This is a genomic window from Algoriphagus aurantiacus, from assembly GCF_035156405.1.
GTDB lineage: Bacteria > Bacteroidota > Bacteroidia > Cytophagales > Cyclobacteriaceae > Algoriphagus > Algoriphagus aurantiacus.
Genome location: NZ_JAXRUT010000018.1, coordinates 107,579 through 127,444 on the forward strand (window position 1 = coordinate 107,579; position 19,866 = coordinate 127,444).

Genomic DNA, 19,866 nt, shown 5'->3' on the forward strand with positions numbered 1-19,866 from the left:
GCCTTTTTTGTTTTGTCATAGAGGAATTATCCTCTCAACCAGTTGATAAATGTCTGGTAACCGACTCCAATTTCTCTAGCAAATGCCGCTTTAGTTTTCTTACCTGCAGCTTCTACTTTCTTCCACTCTTCTACAATTTTGCTTTTCTCTGCATCGGTGAATGATCTTCTTTTAGACGTTTTAGTAGCAGAGCTACTTCCTGTAACAAGTGAAATCAATTCGTTTAATTCATTTAAGAATCTACCGTCATTCAAATGAAGACCTGCTGCTTCCAATTTCTTGATTACTTGATCTTTAGGATTCACAGGAGTAACTGCTATCCCTTTTGTAGCTGCTTCATGTAAATCGATCTTGTTACCATCTGATGTTACATAAATAAATCCATCACCTTTTTTAAGGTCAGCAATAGCTTCTTTGATTAAATCTCTCATATTTTTACGTTGATAATTATTTATTATAAACCACACGCAATATATATATAATTATCATATCTCAGATAATTACAAAGCATTAAAAAACATCTTTTTTAACAAATAAAACCCTATCATCAAGATTCTTTAACTGAGGAAATAATCAAGCTCCCTTTGCTGTAGGAGACTAAACGAATGAAAATTCTGACTAAAAGCACAATAATATTGATTTTCTGATGAACTATTTAAAAAGTTAGTATTAAATTCTTTACTGCTAATTTCATTTCGATGAGAATTTACAATCTTATTAAAATTCGAAAAAACTACTCCGTATCGGATTTTCTGTTTAGAAATCAAAGTCAGATTCAACCTCACATAAGGTAACTTGAGATTTTATATAAGGGCAAAGCATCATTTCATTCACCTTATACTAAAATAATAACACTTTCGTTATCGCGTTTTGAGTTAGCTATTTCCTCTATCGCTTCATTCAACTTAACATGTTCACAAACGGATTCAACTACGAAAGAGATGAGGGTTTTCCATAATCTTTCAGATTCAAAATGTATTTTATTATCATTTACAATGATGCTACTTTATATTTTCTGCATCTAAACCTATCCATACACACTGGCCATATTCACTTAGTTTAAAAAATCATCCGCTAAATTGTTGGTGAACCAATAACATAAAGGTTTTTTGCGATCAATCACCCCTTCATAAATAGCAGAGAATAAACCGTGTTAAGTATAACAAGATCATCTTGAAACTTTTTCAAATCCACTGAATTAAATAATAAAACCAAACTCAACATAAAACACTCGTTATCATTTAGTTGCAATTTATAGTGCTTATCATAATGCTCAATACTAATTTGATTTACTTAGACATTTATCAAGATATGGAGGTCCATATAGAATTTGAATTCGGCCGATAGCTAGTTAAAAACTAGATGAAAGACTTAACCAGCTCAGACTTTAATAAGCTTTAAACTAAATGCATGTTTTTTTTGATTCCAGCAAATTGACACGTATTGTCACAATACACGTTATGGAAAAAGTATAAGAAATTCGAGAAAAGTAATCTTATTCAAGTTCAAAAAGCCATTAATCGGGAATTTTCCATAATTTTGAGCCCCATAAGAATCCAAACAAATTTCCATCCTCCCCCATTCTTATGGCTTCAAGCACCAAATACATCTTTATTACCGGAGGAGTTACTTCCTCTCTCGGCAAAGGCATTATTGCAGCTTCACTAGGCAAGTTGCTCCAAGCTAGAGGTTTCAAAGTAACCATCCAAAAATTCGATCCTTATCTGAACATCGATCCTGGAACTCTAAATCCGTATGAGCATGGCGAATGCTATGTGACTGACGATGGAGCAGAGACCGATTTGGATTTAGGACACTACGAGCGATTTTTGAATATCCCGACTTCTCAGGACAATAACATCACTACAGGAAGGATCTATAATAATGTGATCACTAAGGAGCGTAAAGGCGAATTCCTCGGAAAGACAGTTCAGGTCATACCTCATATTACTGACGAAATCAAAGCTAATTTTTATAAACTGGGTGAAGACGGTAAATATGATGTTGTAATTACCGAGATCGGTGGTTGTGTTGGTGACATCGAGTCCCTTCCATTCATTGAAGCAGTAAGACAGGCTAAATGGGATCTGGGTCCGAATAACTTCTTGGTTATTCACCTGACTTTGATTCCTTATCTTAAAGCTGCCAAAGAATTAAAAACCAAACCAACTCAGCATTCTGTTAAGCAATTGCTGGAAGCTGGTATTCAGCCAGACATTCTTGTTTGCCGCACAGAATATCATTTACCTGCAGATGTAAAGAAGAAGCTAGCACTTTTCTGCAACGTTCAGCTGAATAATGTAATCGAAGCTATGGATGCAGACTCAATCTATGATGTTCCTTTATTGATGAAAAAGGAAAAATTAGATGAGCGCGTAATGACGAAACTTAAGCTTACATCCAAAGAAAATACTGATCTGGAAAATTGGAAAGACTTTCTCGGTAAGCTTAAAAATCCAACTCAGGAAGTGACAATAGGCTTGGTAGGGAAGTATGTCTCACTACCTGACGCCTATAAATCCATCATCGAATCCTTCACTCATGCTGGCGCTTCGATTGAGTGTGATGTAAACCTTAGATTGATTTCATCAGAGGAAATCAACCCTGATAATATCGTTCAAAAACTTACAGACCTGGATGGTATAATTGTAGCACCTGGATTTGGGGAGCGAGGTTTTGAAGGCAAAATTCAAACAGTAAAATATGCCCGAGAAAACCATGTTCCTTTTCTTGGAATTTGCCTCGGAATGCAGGTCGCAGTAATTGAATACGCCAGAAACGTACTCAAATTAAAATATGCAAATAGCACGGAAATGGATCCAAATACCCCAACTCCGGTAATTGCATTGATGGAAGAGCAAAAAAATATTGACCAAATGGGCGGAACTATGCGCTTGGGTTCGTATGCTTGCGACCTCAAAAAAGGCAGTAAAGCTTTTCAGGCTTATGGAAAATCTAAAATCCAAGAGAGACATCGACACAGGTATGAATTTAACAATGAGTATCTAGCCATTATGGAAGAAAATGGAATGATCGCTACTGGAAAAAACCCTGAGACGGGTTTGGTAGAAATTGTTGAAATAAAAAGTCATCCTTGGTTTGTTGGGGTTCAATTCCACCCAGAATATAAAAGCACAGTACTAACCCCTCAGCCCCTGTTTGTGAAATTCATCCAGGCTGCTGTGGACAAAAAAATTAAATAAAAACTCCCCGACGATTCTTTATCGGGTTTACGATTAAACTTTATGGACAGAAATCAAGCAACTGGTTTGATTCTTTTTGCAGCGGTTATCCTGATCTACTCGCTTTTCTTTGCGAGCACTCCAGAGATACCTGAAGTGGAAACAACCACTACCTCTCAATCAGAATCAATTCAATCAAATACCCCAGATCAAACACAAATCCCACAAGCGACATCTGAAAATGACAGTACGTTAGGAGTTGCTAGACTGGCTAAATATGGCGATTTAGCGTCAGTGACTGTAGGAGAAGAAGAAACGATTAGCTTTGAGAACGACCTAATTCAGGTTAGCATTTCGACTAAGGGAGCTGAGATAAAAAAGGTTATCCTAAAAGAATATAAAAGCTCGATTCAAGAGCCTTTAGAGCTTTTAAATGAAGAAAGTTCTACAATGGACTTTGTCATTGAAAGCAAAAATGGCCCTTTGAATCTAAGGGATATCTACTTTACACCTTCTAAAGAAAGTACGCAAAATGAAGAAGGGGTAACTATTCAAACTCTGACGCTAACTGCCGAGACTGAGAATGGACAACTGATACAGACTTTCACCCTTGAGGATGGTAGCTATCAAGTAAAAAAATCATTCGAAATAGATCGCTTTCAAGGTTTATTCACTGGAAATGAACTTACACTCAACTGGGAAGACAAGGTGATGTTGCAGGAAAGAGATCTTGCCGAATCCAGAAGACAGGCAAGACTAAATTATTATACTTCTGAGGGATCTTTTGACAACCTTGGAGCAGGAGATGATCTGGAGCAAGAAACTATTGCAGAGCCTGTCAAGTGGGTGAGCTTTAGCCAGCGATTCTTCAGTGCTGCGATGATAGCAGACACAGACTTCCAAAATGTAACCATCACTCAAAGCACTCCGGAGACTGATAGTACTATTGTCCGCACTATGGCTACTAGTCTATCTATTCCTCTTCAGGAGGGTAAAGCTGGTTTCACCTATTATTTCGGTCCGGACAAATACAAAACCCTTAAGAAGGTAACAGACGGATTTGAGGACAACGTGGACATGGGTTACTTCTTTGTCAGCTGGGTCAATAAGTATATCATCGTTAATCTTTTCGCTTTCTTAGAAAAGTTCTTTACCAATTACGGTGTCATCATTGTAATCATCGTATTTCTGATCAAACTCGCACTTTTCCCTCTGACCTACAAGTCATATATAGGAATGGCCAAAATGCGTGTGATCAAGCCAGAAATCGATGAGCTGAAAGAGAAATACGGAGATGATGCTACCAAGATGCAGCAGGAGCAGATGAAGCTTTTCTCGAAACTGGGTGTAAGTCCTATATCTGGCTGTTTGCCGATGGTGCTTCAGATGCCATTCTTATTTGCGCTTTTCTTTTTCTTCCCAAATGCAATCGAACTGCGCCAGGAATCTTTCCTTTGGGCAACCGACCTTTCTACATACGACACCTTTTTCAATCTGCCGTTTACAATTCCATTCTATGGATCCCATGTGAGCTTATTCACATTGCTGATGACGGTGTCTCAGATTATCTATACGCATTTCAATAATCAACTGACCACGGCAACTGGACCAATGAAAAACTTGGGTTACATCATGCCAGTTATGTTTATGTTTATTTTGAACTCCTATCCTGCTGGATTGAGCTTTTACTATTTTGTATCAAACATGGTGACATTTGGTCAGCAAGCTTTGATCAAACTATTTGTAGATGATGAGAAAATCAGAGCAAAAGTGGAAGAAAGCAAAGCAAAGAATGTGAATAAAAAGAAATCGAAATTCCAACAGAAACTGGAAGACGCGATGAAAGCAGCCGATACGACACGTAAAAAGTAGTTAGTCAGGAAGCTGTTTCAAAAATCATAGGAAGGGACTGGGAGTTGAAAATTTCGAATCAAGCTCATATTCCTACCCGTAAAAATCAGAGGCTGTCTCATAAGGGACAGCCTCTATTATTTTCTCACGTATTCTTGAAAGAGTGAATTCCAGTAACCTGAATTATTGACAGGAATAGCTCGTGTAGTCATTTTTAAAAAGCGACCAGATTTTACCCGCCTCATCTCGATAGGTTATTGCTTGTGTTCGTTTGCTTATTTCAACATTACCATTGCTTACAACAGTGGTCCCGTCAGTAAGAAATATGGTACAAGGGCCATCAACATCTTGAATATCCACCAATTTGGTGTCTTCAAAAAGGTTACAACCCGTCAAAATCAGAATCAGAAGAGGAAGACACTTTTTCATTGTAAAGCTCAAGGCGCAAAATAGTTTAACTAAAATGAGTAAAAATTATTTCTAAAAAAAAAGTGGTTTCAAAAGAAACTAGGGACAAAAGTAGAAAAGAGGTTGTCTCATAACTTAAATCAACAGCCTGACATTTGAGTATTTGGAATTTTTCTCAGATACCTACCCGTACAAATTAGAGGCTGTCCCTACTTATGAGACAGCCTCTTTTACTTTGTGACCTCGTCAAGATTCAAACTTGAAACCTTCCCGAACGTGTCCGGGATGCTCTATTCAGGACGCTACATACACAACTTAAGCTAAATGGACACTCATTAATAACCGGATGACAGCAGAATTTAAGCCCTAAAAAATCAGCACAGAATGATACTGATTAAACTAAAAAGAAAAAGCCCAACTGAAAAGTTGAGCTTTGTGACCTCGTCAAGATTCAAACTTGAAACCTTCCCGAACGTGTTCGGGATGCTTTATTCAGGACGCTACACATACACAACTTAAGCTAAATGGACACTCATTAATAACCGGATGACAGCAGAATTTAAGCCCTAAAAAATCAGCACAGAATGATACTGATTAAACTAAAAAGAAAAAGCCCAACTGAAAAGTTGAGCTTTGTGACCTCGTCAAGATTCAAACTTGAAACCTTCCCGAACGTGTTCGGGATGCTTTATTCAGGACGCTACACATACACAACTTAAGCTAAATGGACACTCATTAATAACCGGATGACAGCAGAATTTAAGCCCTAAAAAATCAGCACAGAATGATACTGATTAAACTAAAAAGAAAAAGCCCAACTGAAAAGTTGAGCTTTGTGACCTCGTCAAGATTCAAACTTGAAACCTCCTGAGCCGTAATCAGGTGCTCTATTCAGTTGAGCTACGAAGCCGATTTGGAATGCAAAGGTATCCAAAAATAGATTTTATCCAAATACACCTGCTCAAGAATTTTATAATTTTCTTTTCCACGCCACGTTTCTCCTTAAGAATAATTAAGATCAAAAAAGGGGTAAATCCTCTGGGATTTCCTATTTTTGCCCGCATTGAGTGCATTTTAAGTAAACCAATTTGATGAAAAAAATATACACCTTCCTGCTCGCATTTGTTTTGATTCAAGGAGCATTCGCTCAGGACAGCCTGCAAATCGCAAAAAAAACAAAGACTCCAATTGGAGGAAGACCGAATATCCCAAGTGATCTAAAGTTTGAATTTGGGTTTAATCAACTTAATAACAGATCAGAAGACCTGAGCCTCAATTTCTTTGCCTCACGCACATTCAATGTTTATTACCAATATCCCGTTTCCATCTTTGGTGATGCATCAGGATTCACCATGGATATCGGTATAGGCGTAGGAACTGACAAATATGCATTCAAAGACGATCAGACACTGTACAACAATCCGGTACTTGGTCCAGAATCCAGCAAATTGGAAGACATCACTGAGGTACTTGGGGACAATATAAATATTAAGAAGAACGTAGTAGCTGCAAATTACTTTGATGTTCCACTGGATTTCACTTACCACTTTAATAAGCAGAATTACTCCAAAGGTTTTAAAGTGAGTGTTGGAGGTAAATTTGGATATTTATATGAATCTCACACAAAAATAAAATATGAGGATTCAAATGACCTCAAAAGACAAATCAAAGATTCCCAGAACTACGGCTTTGAAAAATTCAGATATGGCATATCTGTTAAAGCTGGATCTCCAGGATTTTATGCTTGGAGCTACTTCGGGTTAAACCAAGTCTTTCAAAAAGGTATGGGTCCCAATGGTACCGAAGCTACGCAAATCAATTTTGGAATTGCTGTAAATGTTTTCTAGGAAAATATTTTCTTAGCGAGGTTAAAAAAACCGGGCTTGATCCCGGTTTTTTTTTATGCCCAAACCGAGCCAAAGCCTATCAAGCAGAGGATAAATCCAAAGAGTAGACCGACATAAATCTCAATGGGCTTATGGGCTTCTAAGAACAACCTTACCGTCCCGACCAGTCCAGCTAAAACAAGAGACGCCAACAGTGGATAGACAGGCTGAAATGTAGGGAATTTGAACCCTAGAACGAGTACTGCCGCAATCAAACCACCCATTCCTGTCATATGAGCTGACATTTTCCAAAAAAAAGTAACTATAGTCAGTCCCACAATAGCCAAGGTAATTATCCCAAGCACTTGCCCTAGAATTGGATCTAGCTCTTTCTTTTGAAATAAAAAATATACTGTAAGTAAATAATATATGCTTGTCACTGAAAAAGGAATAGCTCTGTCCTTCAGATTGGCCATGTGCATACTTTTAAGTGTCCCACTTAATCGCAAGCCAAATATAGTTACCATAGGAATAGCCAAAGTAGACAATACGATTAGGTAAAATATTCGGCTTTTGAATTCCTCTGGAATACTGGTCGCCTCTGGTACAATAAATAATATTAATCCAAAGACTAAACTTGGGATTACCAAAGGCTGTAGAACAACTGAAATAATTAACGAAAAAATCCTCCGCACTACAATTCTTTTCTTAATCTGGCAACAGGGATTTGTAGCTGCTCACGATATTTAGCCACTGTCCTTCGAGCAATATTATATCCTTTGCTATTTAGCATTTTGACGAGTTTATCGTCAGAGAGCGGCTTCTTTTTGTCCTCCGCATCTACCATGCCTTGCAACACAGATTTCACCTCCCGATTACTTACATCCTCTCCACTATCTGTAGCTATCCCTTCAGAAAAAAAGTATTTCAATGGATAAACACCAAATTCAGTCTGAATTGCTTTACTGTTTGCCACCCGGGATACTGTTGAGATATCCATATCAATTCGCTCTGCAATGTCCTTCAAAATCATTGGGCGAAGATTGGTCTCATCCCCATCTATGAAAAACTCCTTTTGATACTGAAGAATTGCCTCCATAGTCCTTAAAAGCGTGTTCTGCCGCTGCTTAATGGCGTCAATAAACCACTTGGCAGCATCCAGCTTTTGCTTTACAAAAGTGACAGTCTCCTTCAGCTTCTTATCTTTTTTATCACTCTTATCATACGCATCAAACATCTCAGAATAAGATCTTGAAATCCTCAACTCAGGCGCATTCTTAGAATTTAAACTGATTTCAAACTTGCCTGCCGTATTTGTCAGCATAAAATCCGGAATAATATATTGCGTCCGAACCAAGCCATCAGCTACTCCTCCTGGCTTTGGATTGAGCTTAGTAATCAAATTAACAGCATCCTTAGTTTGTTCATCGTTGAGATCACACCGCTTCTGAATCTTAGAGTAATGCTTTTTGGTGAATTCGTCAAAACAGTCTTGCATTATCCGCAGAGCATTCATAACTGTAGGATCATCTGGATGTTCCTTGCGTTCAAGTTGGATTGTAAGACATTCTTGAAGATTTCTAGAGGCTATCCCTGCTGGATCAAAATTTTGGATCTTTCTTAATATCTCCTCTAACTCGTCAATATCTGTTTCAATGTTTTGACTAAAAGCCAAATCATTGATAATCGATTCCAAATCCCTACGGATATATCCATCATTCTCGATACTGCCGATCAATTGCTCTCCAATGATCTTTTCCCTGTCGTCAAGTTTAAGAAAACTCAATTGAGAGACCAGTTGGTCATGCAAGGAAGATTGGCTGGAAATAGGGATTTCCCTATCTTCTTCATCAGCATTATAATTGCCGTCACCTTGCATTTTGTAACCACCATATTCATCATCTAAGTAGTCATCGATGTTTACATCACGATCATCCTGCGGTGACTCTTCTTCGTAATTATCCTCAAAGTCGTCATCCGCACTTTCTTTTTCTTCCGTTTTGCCTTCTTCCAGCGCAGGATTAATCTCGAGTTCTTCTTCGATTCGAGTGTCTAATTCGGCTGTCGGGACCTGTAGCAACTTGATAAATTGTATTTGCTGAGGTGAAAGCTTCTGGGAAAGTGATTGGCTAAGATTTAACTTTTGCATTCAGTATTGGGTAAAACCTGCTGTTTGGGTTCAAAAAAGGCCTTTTCACAAGAAAAAGCCCACGTGCCAAAGTTAGGAAAAACGAGCAATTTTTTGATAAAAAGCTTATTTAATCGTTTTTTTGCATTCCTTTAAATTATTCGCAGGAAACTAATTCCTGCATTAACAAATCACCAAATGGCATTTAATAAACGAGTCAAAATCAAGACCATCCTGGATACAAATCCTATTGGAAAAGAAGTGACACTAATGGGCTGGGTTCGTACAAAGAGAGGAAACAAAAATGTTTCATTTATTGCACTGAATGACGGCTCCATCATTACCAATTACCAAGTGGTGGCTGATCCCAATTTAATTTCCGAGGATGTTCTTAAAAAATGCACAACTGGCGCTTGTCTTAAAGTGATTGGAAATGTAGTCGAGTCACAAGGAGCTGGACAAAGCTCTGAGTTAAATGCTACTGCAATAGAAGTACTAGGAGAAGCAGACCCTGAAAAATACCCGCTGCAGCCCAAGAAGCATTCCATGGAATTCCTTCGGGAAAATGCCCATCTCAGAATGCGTACCAATACATTCAGCGCAGTTTTCAGAGTGAGGCATGCCTTGGCTTTTGCTGTTCATAAATACTATAACGACAAAGGCTTTTTCTATATCCATACGCCTATCATCACTGCTTCAGATGCAGAAGGAGCTGGAGAGACTTTCAGAGTAACTACTCTTGATCTGAAAAACCCTCCAAAGACAAGCGAGGGAGCGATTGATTACAACCAGGATTTCTTCGAAAGGGAAACAAACCTCACAGTTTCCGGCCAATTGGAAGGTGAATTGGCTGCAATGGCGCTTGCGGATATCTATACCTTCGGCCCTACTTTCCGTGCAGAGAATTCAAACACTACCCGCCACCTGGCGGAATTCTGGATGATAGAGCCTGAAATGGCCTTCTACGATGCGGAAGACAATGCTGATCTGGCAGAAGATTTCCTGAAATATGTAATCCAATATGCACTTGACAATTGCGCTGAAGATCTGGCATTCCTAGATTCAAGATTGCAGGATGAAGAAAAAGCAAAGCCTGCCGATCAACGCAGCGAAATGAGCTTGATGGATAAGCTGAGATTTGTGGTAGACAATGACTTTGTAAGAATCACTTACACTGAAGCAATTGAAATCCTAAGAAACTCTAATCCGAACAAGAAAAAGAAATTCTCTTACCTAATCGATGCCTGGGGTGCAGATTTGCAGTCAGAGCACGAGCGTTTCTTGGTAGAAAAGCACTTCAAGAAGCCAGTAATTCTGACTGACTATCCAAAAGATATCAAGTCATTCTACATGCGCCAAAATGATGACGGAAAGACTGTGGCTGCTATGGACATTCTTTTTCCAGGTATAGGTGAAATAGTCGGAGGTTCTCAACGTGAAGAGCGAATGGATATGCTGACTAAAAGAATGGAGGAGATGAATATACCACAGGATGAAATGTGGTGGTACTTGGATACCAGAAGATTCGGATCTACACCACATGCTGGCTTCGGGCTGGGCTTTGAGCGAATGGTATTGTTCGTCACCGGAATGGGAAATATCAGGGATGTAATTGCCTTCCCACGAACTCCCGGAAACGCTGAATTTTAACTTATTAAGCCCGATAGAAATGTCGGGCTTTTTTTAACTCACCACTTTTATCCTTCTGGCTAGCGGAATGCATAATAAACTGGTGGCAATAGCAATATATCCAACCACATCATAATTGGTCAATTCTCCCGCAGCATTCTCCCCGATTATTATCCCCGCAAGTAATGATGCAGCACCAGTGGCCAATTGCTGCACTGCCGAGTTAAAGCTAAGAAAGCTCCCTCTATTTTCCGGCTTTGCCGTACCCGTGATAATCGCGGCAGCTGGCACATATCTACCATTTGAAGTCACAAAAAACATAGTAGAAACCATCAATACAAATGGAATGGGAGTCACTCCAAGGTGAGTAATGATAGCTATTGGAATCAGGTTAAGAAGCATAAAAATGATAAAGATCTTATGCTTCCCATACTTATCTGAAAGCTTCCCCACCCATGGAGATGTGAAAATGGTAAATGCTCCACCTGCCATATAAATGTAAGTGAGCTGGAGTTCAGTAAAGCCCACATTCGCCACCGTATAAGGGCTCAAAAAGGGAATTATCATAAACTGACCAAACATCATCATCACGGATAGTGTAATTGCCCGCATTTGATTAGAATTACTGGTCACCCTTCGAATCACTACCAGAGGATTTGGCCGTACTATATCATTTTTGAGATGCTCAGTGATGTTGGGAATATACTTGATAATCATTCCCAGGCTCAAGACAGATAAGCCTGTAAGAATAAAAAATGGGGTATGCCAATCCGACAAACTTGCCAGAAATAACCCAAGTGGAACTCCCAGAACTGACGCGACTGAAAATGCGGCCATTACTAATCCCATGGCTCTCCCCCTTCGAGAATCAGGAATTACATCACCAATGATCGCCAAGATCAAGGCAGAAGTTAATCCCCCGAAAATACCGGATATCACTCTGGCCGCTAACAGAACTGAGTAGGTAGGAGAAAGTGCACATCCTAAAGTAGCAATGGCAAATCCCACGTACACCCAAACCAATATTTTCTTACGATCAAATCTATCTAGGACGAAAGCTCCAAAGAAACTGGAAATTCCGGCACTGAATGTATAGCAAGATACCAAAAGTCCAAATTCACGAGGGGAAATATCAAATAGCCGCATAAGCTGTGGGCCTAAGGGCATCAAAATCATGAAATCAACAATATGGATAAAATTAATGGCCGCTAAGGTCCAAAGTAGGAGCTTCTCTTTGTTCATAATAAAAATAGATATGCGAAGAACCTCAGCAGCTTTTAAAAAGTTTGTTTAGAAGCGAAGAATCAGGAAATATTTAATTGAATATATGTTTCAGAAATAGCTTCTATAATATCCCCTGCTACCATAGATCTTCGTTTCGATTTAGAGGCAACTTCCCCTGCCAATCCATGATGGTACACAGCACAAAGCGCAGCATTTTCAGGGAGGTAGCCCATTCCCAGATAAGCAGTGATCATACCTGTAAGCACATCCCCAGATCCTCCAGTCGCCATATACTTGTTTCCTGAAGAATTAATAACCTGTCTTCCATCTGGCAAGCTGGTAACTGTATTTGCGCCTTTAAGCACCAAAATCAACTCATTTTCAACCGCAAATCTTTTGGCCAATCCCAATCTTTCCAAATGGTTTTCAGCAGGACCTACTAACCTCGTAAATTCACCAATATGAGGTGTAAGAACAGAATTTTTTGGCAGCAGAGACAATAGATCGGGATTCCTTGCCAGCAGATTTAGCCCATCAGCATCAACTACGACCGGTTTACTAAAATCTTTTAAAAACTGTCTAAATAATTGGGTACGATTCTCTGTGCCCCATCCTGGCCCTATACCCACGGCATCGTAAAACTCAGGGTTAGGAATTAACCCCCAGGAAGCCATCGCCTCAGGAACGGCTATTTGAATAATGAATCGCTCAGAATCTTCAATATGGCAGGTCACCAATCCCGACCCTGTTCTCAAGGCACTTGTCGCACAAAGAATAAGTGCTCCCATTTTCCCCGGACTTCCGCCTATGAGAAGCACTTTACCCATATCGCCTTTATAGCTAAATCTATTGAAAACCCTGTGTAATGGAGGTATATCTTGTGCTTGGATATAGTAAAATGATGAATCAAACTTATCGTACGCCAGTTCAAATAAACCGATTTTCAATACGACTAACTCCCCGACAAATTCGGCATGCTCTGGCATCACCAGCGAGAGCTTAGGAAATTCAAAACTGATCGTAAAATCAGCATTCACAGCCTGCTCTTTCGTGATTTCATCAGAAGGCAGACCAGATGGAACATCTATGCTTACTATTGTTCCTTGAGATCCATTCAGCTTTTGGATGATTTTAGTGGCATCCGGTCTAAGCTGTCCTTTTAATCCGACACCTAGAAACGCATCAATTAATACTCCATTTCCCGTCAAATCCCAATCGTGAAATTCGATGATTTGAATTGACTCAGGGAGCATTTCTAAATTCATTACTGCATCTGAACTCATTCCATCAATGGAATCAAAACACTTCAGTATAGAAACTGAAAAAGAATGAGTAGACAAAAGTCTGGCTATCGCCAGACCATCACCTCCATTGTTTCCTTTGCCAACAGCGATTTGAATACTAGTGTCAATGGAAAACACCTCACGAAACCATTCGACAAAAGCTGTGGAAGCAGCTTCCATCAATTCATGACTACTTTGTCCACTTAACTTCAGATGTTGGAAATCCAACTCTTTGACTTGACTTCCTGATAAAATCTTTTGCATGGCTACGCACTTTCAATATCTAAACCCTTTTTCGGGATAGTTACTAAAAGTAGGAAACCTAAGCCAACAAGAAAAAATATGCCAAGGGAAAGCGCAGAATTCCTCATACTACCGGTGATTTGCTCGATAAACCCATACGAGAATGTCCCAAGAACAATAGCTAACTTTTCTGTCACATCATAGAAGCTAAAATAGGATGCATGATCTGTAGTGCTCCTAGGGATCAATTTGGAGAAAGTAGATCTGGACAAAGATTGTATTCCTCCCATCACCAAACCCACAACAAATGCTAAAGCAAAGAACTCATAAACCGTATAGACATAGTATGCTCCAGCACAGATCCCAACCCAAATCAGCACCATAATCACCAGACTTTGCTTATTCCCATATTTCTTTGAAATAAATGCGAAAAAATAGCTACCTGCAATTGCTACTATCTGAATAATCAAAATAGTCATAATCAACTGATCTCCAGGTAAACCAAGCTCTTTATCCCCGAAAGTAGCCGCCAAATACATCACCGTCTGAACACCCATAGAGTAAAAAAAGAAAGACGTTAAGAAACGATTCATTACCTTAATCTGCTTCACTTCATTCCACACTTTCCGAATTTCACGGTAGCCCTGTAATAAAAATTCCTTTTTTATATCTTTTCCAAAAGGATTTTTGGGAAGAATCCGAAAAGGAATCTGGGAAAATCCAGCCCACCAAAGTCCTGTAATCAAGAAAGAAAATCGCGCAGCCAATCCATCATCAGGTAGCATAAAATAAGATGGAAACTGAATCATTAGCAAGTTAAGTACTAAGAGAATCACACTACCAATATATCCGAGTGCAAACCCTTTAGCACTTAGCATATCATACTTATCCGGAGTAGTGATCTCAGGCAGATAGGCGTTATAAAAAACTATACTTCCAGCATACCCTACACTAGCTAGCACACTGAAACAAATACCCCATTCAAGATTATTGCCGTCGAAAAAGAATAAAGCGATACAGGATAATGAACCTAGGTATGCAAAGAACTTCATAAACTGGAGCTTCATTCCACTTGCATCGGCAATTCCTGAAAGGATTGGTGATATCAATGCAATTATCAAAAATGAAAAAGAAATGGAATATGAATATAAAACCGTGTTGACGATTTCAAATCCAAAAAAGTCAACCCTATCATCAGGATTAAGTCCTTTAGTGACACTATTGAAATAAACAGGAAAAATAGTAGATGTAATAACCAGACTATAGACGGAGTTTGCCCAGTCATACATTGCCCAGGCATTTTGAACTTTCTTGGTATTTTTCAGAGATGATAGCATATGTACTATAAAAAAAAAGCTACCCCGGATAACGGGATAGCTTTAATATATCGATTAGAATAATTTAATCTTGTTGAACTTTTCCAATTGAGGCATATAGAATTCTTCTTGCATCTGCTTCTCTCAACTCAGTCTGAACATCGGAGATTGGACCCATTTTCACATCCCTATCAGCTTTCATCGAGATAGTAATCATTCCACGATCAGACTCAGGAAGTAAATCTCTTTCTTGGTTTACCCACTGAATAATATCTGGAGTCATAATAAGCGCATCATTTGCCTGCACCCTAGGCTCAGTACCGTAAAGAGCTGTATTCTTAGGCTTTCCTATGAAAATATAAGATATGAGTGTCTTTTTCTGAAGCTTCTGAAGCTGCGTGGCCTGAGGAATCTTCTGTTCCACCAATATCTCTTGCTCTCTCAACACAGTAGTTACCATGAAGAAAAAGAGTAGCATGAAAATAATATCCGGTAAAGCCGACGTAGGTATGCTTACCTCTGCTTTTGTTTTCTTTCCAAACTTTGCCATATTAATTTCCTCCTATCTTATTAGGTTCTGCTATAGATATCGCCATAGGAATACCTTCTTTACCTCTGTCTTGAAGACTAACTTCAGCATCATTTTTACCAGTCAAAGCTCTATACTCGTCTGTGCCAAGATTAACCCGGGCAGCATATATATCAAAATATGCTTTCTTGGCCAAATCAAATACTTCAAGATATTTCTCATAACTGGTACCACGGTCAGTCTTAATAGACACAACCGCTTTACCTGGATTATCAGAAGACTCTGGATTTCTCCCAGCTAGAGCTTTCACTGAAGCTGGTAGCGAATTATACAAGGCAGATGCTTCCTCGTCTGGCGCTCCGAAGTTCAGTATAAAAGCCTTTACTTCTTCATCTAGGCCCTCAGCATTATTTCTAAATTCTCCTTCAACCAATAACTGATCATTGGCATTAAGAAGTATAGTGAAGATGTTACGCTCATTCAGGTCGATCTCTGGAGGAGGATTGTTTGGATCTAGCTTCGGGGGAAGAATATTCAAGATACCTTTATCCGATGCGATCGTGGTGGTGACGAGAAAGAAGATCAGCAGCAGGAAAGCAATATCTGCCATAGAGCCTGCATTGACCTCCGTACTCATTCTATTTTTCTTTCTGGCCATATTACTTTATCGCTTTAGTAACTTCTGTCAATACGATACTTCCTAGAGCAACGATTGCAAGAACATAAGTGGTGATAAGCATTCCTCCTACCAACTGAGATCCCCCAGGGGTCAAGTTAAAAGGAGATGCTTGAAATTTAGGAAGAACTTCATTGCTAGAAATCGAATAAGCAATGAAGAACAATACAACTATAGCAACAATTCCTACTGCAGTTTTAAGCAAGCTCTTTGGATTATCCAAAGACTTGATTAATGGCATTAAAATAGCCACTACAGCACCAAATGCGATTAGGATGTAACTTCCGTATAATAAGATGTCATAAGTATCCATAATGTAGTTTTTCTTTGAGGTTAACGTTTATATAAAGCTTCTACAGATTGATGGCTTACTTACCAGTCAATTTGTGCTTAACCAAAATGTCAACCAAAGCAATGGAAGCATCTTCCATATCATTAACCAAAGAATCAATTTTTGCTATACAATAGTTGTAGAATAACTGAAGGATAATTGCAACAATCAAACCAGCAACTGTAGTCAAAAGGGCGATTTTGATACCACCTGCTACGAGAGAAGGAGAGATATCACCAGCTGCTTCGATAGAATCAAATGCACCGATCATACCGATTACTGTACCCATGAAACCCAACATCGGAGCTAGAGAGATAAATAGAGAGATCCAAATTAGACCTTTTTCCAATCTACCCATTTCTACCGAACCGTAAGAAATAATAGACTTCTCTACCATTTCGATACCTTCTGAGTATCTCATCAGACCTTGTGTAAAGATGGAAGCTACTGGGCCTTTGGTGTTTTTAGTAACATCCTTTGCCGCTTCTACTCCACCTGACTCAAGAGCATCCTCAACTTTAATCAACAATTTCTTTGTGTTGGTCGTAGAAAGGTTCAAGGTGATGATTCTTTCTAAAGCAACCGCTAGACCCAAGATCAAACAGATCAAAACCGGGGTCATGTAAAGTGGATCACCTTCGATGAATTTCTCCTTTACAACTTGGTGGAAACTTTGCTCCTCTTCGACGATTTCATCATCTACGATTGTGGGAGATGCAGCAGGCTCAACAGCAGCTGGGGTTGGTTCTTCTTGTGCTACAGTATCTTCCGCCTCTTGTGCGTTAGCAATAATAGGTGCAAATAGGATGCCTGCAAGCATGAACAAAGCGATTAACTTTCTCATAATGTTGATTTTAAATAGACTTAAGATAAAGGTTAAATGGTTTCTACTCTAGAATCGAGTTTTAAAGTTATCATTTTTTAAATTCAAAAAACAAGCGACTCTTTTAGAATTTTGTGAAAAATCAGGCTTATATCTCAGGAATAAGCAAGCTTTTACACGAACGGATATATTTCTTTTACAATTTTAAATGACACATATCTCCAAAACTCGATGGTAAGGTTCTTATTTTTTCGCAGAAAGAAAAATAAAAATGTCTCAAAGAGTCCAGCTTTTTTAGAAATGATCAGAACATCCTGATTATTTGGATTTTACAAATTGGGATAAGGGAACATAATTCAACATTGTCTATCAAATTACTTTCTTAAGTTGCAAAAATCTGGGTACAAAATAACTATTGACTCCTCAGGAATTAACAAAGATTAAACTATTATAAGTGACAATTTTATGTTTTGAGGGGAATTTAGAAAGTAAATATGCAAATACAGCTTCTCTAGACTCTTTTAAACACTTTGTCTTTTTTATTAAAATCATACCCCTACGGAATATAATGCTTTATAATCACGAAATTGGCTGACCTGCTATTTATCGGTTACTATCGTTTCGAAAGATCTTATAGGGATTGTATAACCCTACACCCCTGTTTTCATTTCCAAATACTTCAAGCTCTTACCATTTGACTTGACATAAATACACTTGATTAATCCGGAAATGCTATTTTCAGATAAATTTGCTTTTGCTGCATATCTGTTATTCAATTTAAGCTGACTTACTTTTTTGTTAGGCGCTAAGGCTTTTATCAGGGAACCCTAGGACAAATATTGGAATATTCCTTTTACCCATTAGATAACAGAGCATGCAAGCTGTTTCGCAGAACACGGGTACTATTTCGGATCAAAAAATATATTAAACATCTCAGAGAATTCTTAAATCTCAATTTGGAATATTGGGGCTTTGATCATGAAAAAAAATCAAATTATTGAAATCATCAAATAAGAAATGATCGAATCAGTATTTTTCACATGTGCTTTTAGTAGCGTCTCATGGATGATACACAAAACAATTTGTGTGTCATATTTTTGAAAAAATGAGACACAACACTATCTTGTGATGCATAGATGAGATACAAATGAAATCTTACAAACCTCAAGAACTTCTTTCGACCAACATAGACTGGGCAGCCATAGTTGATTTACTGAGTACTGCCAACCGCCAGCTCGCCCGATATGACGGATTACTTCAGTCTATCGTCAATCCAGAAGTCTTGCTTTCACCTCTTCGCACTCAGGAAGCGTGCTGTCTTCCAAAATAGAAGGTACACAGGCTACACTTAAAGAAGTGTTAGAATATGAGGCTGAAAAAGTTCAATCTTCAGAAAAACAAGGAGATATTAAAGAGATTATTAATTATAGGAAAGCCTTATTTGCTGCAAAATCAAGACTTGACTCCCTACCCCTCTCTCTTCGATTGATTCGTGAAATGCATGCGGTGCTAATGCAAGATGTCCGAGGAGAGAATAAAGCTCCAGGTGAATTCCGGAAAATACAAAATTGGATAGGACCTCCGGGAAGTACCCTGGATATCGCAAGATTTGTTCCTCCCACAGTTCAGGATATGCTTCATGGCTTGGATGATTGGGAGAAGTACATCCATTTTGGAGAAAAAGATCCGCTTGTACAATTGGCAATTATCCATGCCCAATTTGAAATACTACATCCATTTTTGGATGGCGATGGACGGATAGGAAGAATTCTGATTCCTCTGTTCCTATTTGATAAAGACATTATCAGTGAACCCGTATTTTATCTTTCGGACTATTTGGAGAATCATCGCCGTGATTACTATGATGCGCTGAAGGATATCACTGATACAGGAAGCTGGACAAATTGGATTAGATTTTTTCTGGAAGCGATTATTAGCCAGGCAAAGAAAAACAATGATCAAACCCGCCAGATAGTGGCGCTTTACGAGTCTATGAAGGAGCGAATAGTGAAGGCAACCCATTCTCAATTTGCTGTAAATTGCTTGGACTTTATTTTTAATCATCCAGTTTTCAATAGTGGAAGATTTTATGAAGAGTCAGGAGTGCAAAGAGCGTCTGCCTCTCGGTTACTTAACGCAATGGAAGCCAATCAGATAATCAAATGTATTGAAAAGGGATCTGGCAGGAGAGCATCTCTGTACATTTTTGAACCATTGCTTGATATCGTAAACCAATAGGAAAACTTGTGTATCATGAAATATGCACAAAATCATTTGCGTCTCATAAAGCAAGTTATATGAGGCAAAAGGTTTGTAAATGGGTTTATGAGACTATAAATATGGCTTACTGAACGGAAATGTGGTAACCAGTGGTTGTCTCAAAAAACGGTCGTTTTTTGAGACTTACTCTAGACAAG

The 19,866-nt window shown here is 38.7% G+C and carries 16 protein-coding genes, 1 tRNA gene and 1 pseudogene; 6 read left to right on the forward strand and 12 right to left on the reverse strand.

Annotation, left to right across the window (positions count from 1 at the left end; translation table 11 throughout):
* Positions 1–26 precede the first annotated feature (26 nt).
* Positions 27–431: a hypothetical protein gene (locus SYJ56_RS17360; RefSeq protein ID WP_323836278.1), complete on the reverse strand. Its 405-nt coding sequence runs from the start codon at positions 429–431 to the stop codon at positions 27–29.
* Positions 432–1,586: 1,155 nt separating this feature from the next.
* Between SYJ56_RS17360 and SYJ56_RS17365 the strand changes: the two genes are divergently transcribed.
* Complete coding sequence (locus SYJ56_RS17365) at positions 1,587–3,203, forward strand: CTP synthase (RefSeq protein WP_323836280.1); 1,617 nt, start codon at positions 1,587–1,589, stop codon at positions 3,201–3,203.
* Between the two features lie 42 nt (positions 3,204–3,245).
* A complete protein-coding gene (gene yidC / locus SYJ56_RS17370; RefSeq protein WP_323836281.1) occupies positions 3,246–5,054 on the forward strand; it encodes a membrane protein insertase YidC in 1,809 nt (602 codons plus the stop codon).
* A gap of 162 nt (positions 5,055–5,216) precedes the next feature.
* On the opposite strand, the gene SYJ56_RS17375 is transcribed toward yidC, so the two are convergent.
* Both SYJ56_RS17375 and SYJ56_RS17380 read right to left on the reverse strand, forming a co-directional pair.
* The gene (locus tag SYJ56_RS17375; protein ID WP_323836283.1) at positions 5,217–5,462 is read right to left on the reverse strand and encodes a hypothetical protein; all 246 of its coding nucleotides are present in this window, start codon (positions 5,460–5,462) and stop codon (positions 5,217–5,219) included.
* Positions 5,463–6,277: 815 nt separating this feature from the next.
* Positions 6,278–6,351 (reverse strand) — tRNA-Arg (locus tag SYJ56_RS17380).
* A 181-nt stretch (positions 6,352–6,532) separates the two neighbouring features.
* Between SYJ56_RS17380 and SYJ56_RS17385 the strand changes: the two genes are divergently transcribed.
* Positions 6,533–7,288, forward strand: a complete 756-nt coding sequence (locus SYJ56_RS17385) for a porin family protein (protein WP_323836285.1) — start codon at positions 6,533–6,535, stop codon at positions 7,286–7,288.
* A 53-nt stretch (positions 7,289–7,341) separates the two neighbouring features.
* On the opposite strand, the gene SYJ56_RS17390 is transcribed toward SYJ56_RS17385, so the two are convergent.
* Together SYJ56_RS17390 and rpoN are read right to left on the reverse strand one after the other, a co-directional pair.
* The gene (locus SYJ56_RS17390; protein WP_323836287.1) at positions 7,342–7,917 is read right to left on the reverse strand and encodes a PA-phosphatase; all 576 of its coding nucleotides are present in this window, start codon (positions 7,915–7,917) and stop codon (positions 7,342–7,344) included.
* A gap of 44 nt (positions 7,918–7,961) precedes the next feature.
* Positions 7,962–9,416 (reverse strand): RNA polymerase factor sigma-54, encoded by a 1,455-nt coding sequence (gene rpoN / locus SYJ56_RS17395; RefSeq protein ID WP_323836289.1) that lies wholly within the window; start codon positions 9,414–9,416, stop codon positions 7,962–7,964.
* Positions 9,417–9,593: 177 nt separating this feature from the next.
* On the opposite strand from rpoN, the gene asnS reads away from it, so the two are divergent.
* Complete coding sequence (gene asnS / locus SYJ56_RS17400; RefSeq protein ID WP_323836290.1) at positions 9,594–11,045, forward strand: asparagine--tRNA ligase; 1,452 nt, start codon at positions 9,594–9,596, stop codon at positions 11,043–11,045.
* A gap of 33 nt (positions 11,046–11,078) precedes the next feature.
* Here asnS and SYJ56_RS17405 read toward each other — a convergent pair whose 3' ends face one another.
* The 7 genes from SYJ56_RS17405 to SYJ56_RS17435 form a co-directional block, all read right to left on the reverse strand.
* The gene (locus tag SYJ56_RS17405; protein ID WP_323836291.1) at positions 11,079–12,266 is read right to left on the reverse strand and encodes an MFS transporter; all 1,188 of its coding nucleotides are present in this window, start codon (positions 12,264–12,266) and stop codon (positions 11,079–11,081) included.
* A 62-nt stretch (positions 12,267–12,328) separates the two neighbouring features.
* On the reverse strand, positions 12,329–13,795 hold the full coding sequence (locus SYJ56_RS17410; protein WP_323836292.1) for an NAD(P)H-hydrate dehydratase: 1,467 nt from the start codon (positions 13,793–13,795) through the stop codon (positions 12,329–12,331).
* A 2-nt stretch (positions 13,796–13,797) separates the two neighbouring features.
* Positions 13,798–15,111 carry an MFS transporter gene (locus SYJ56_RS17415; protein WP_323836293.1) on the reverse strand — a complete coding sequence of 438 codons (1,314 nt, stop codon included), beginning with the start codon at positions 15,109–15,111 and terminating at the stop codon, positions 13,798–13,800.
* A gap of 64 nt (positions 15,112–15,175) precedes the next feature.
* A complete protein-coding gene (locus SYJ56_RS17420; RefSeq protein WP_323836295.1) occupies positions 15,176–15,640 on the reverse strand; it encodes an ExbD/TolR family protein in 465 nt (154 codons plus the stop codon).
* A gap of 1 nt (position 15,641) precedes the next feature.
* On the reverse strand, positions 15,642–16,277 hold the full coding sequence (locus SYJ56_RS17425) for an ExbD/TolR family protein (RefSeq protein ID WP_323836297.1): 636 nt from the start codon (positions 16,275–16,277) through the stop codon (positions 15,642–15,644).
* A 1-nt stretch (position 16,278) separates the two neighbouring features.
* On the reverse strand, positions 16,279–16,608 hold the full coding sequence (locus SYJ56_RS17430) for a hypothetical protein (RefSeq protein ID WP_323836299.1): 330 nt from the start codon (positions 16,606–16,608) through the stop codon (positions 16,279–16,281).
* 55 nt (positions 16,609–16,663) lie between these two features.
* On the reverse strand, positions 16,664–17,470 hold the full coding sequence (locus SYJ56_RS17435; protein WP_323836301.1) for a MotA/TolQ/ExbB proton channel family protein: 807 nt from the start codon (positions 17,468–17,470) through the stop codon (positions 16,664–16,666).
* Between the two features lie 1,126 nt (positions 17,471–18,596).
* Here SYJ56_RS17435 and SYJ56_RS17440 point away from each other — a divergent pair.
* Positions 18,597–18,838 (forward strand): annotated as a pseudogene (locus SYJ56_RS17440) (Fic/DOC family N-terminal domain-containing protein); the annotation flags it as partial.
* 30 nt (positions 18,839–18,868) lie between these two features.
* Positions 18,869–19,687, forward strand: a complete 819-nt coding sequence (locus SYJ56_RS17445; protein ID WP_323836305.1) for a Fic family protein — start codon at positions 18,869–18,871, stop codon at positions 19,685–19,687.
* Positions 19,688–19,866 lie beyond the last annotated feature (179 nt).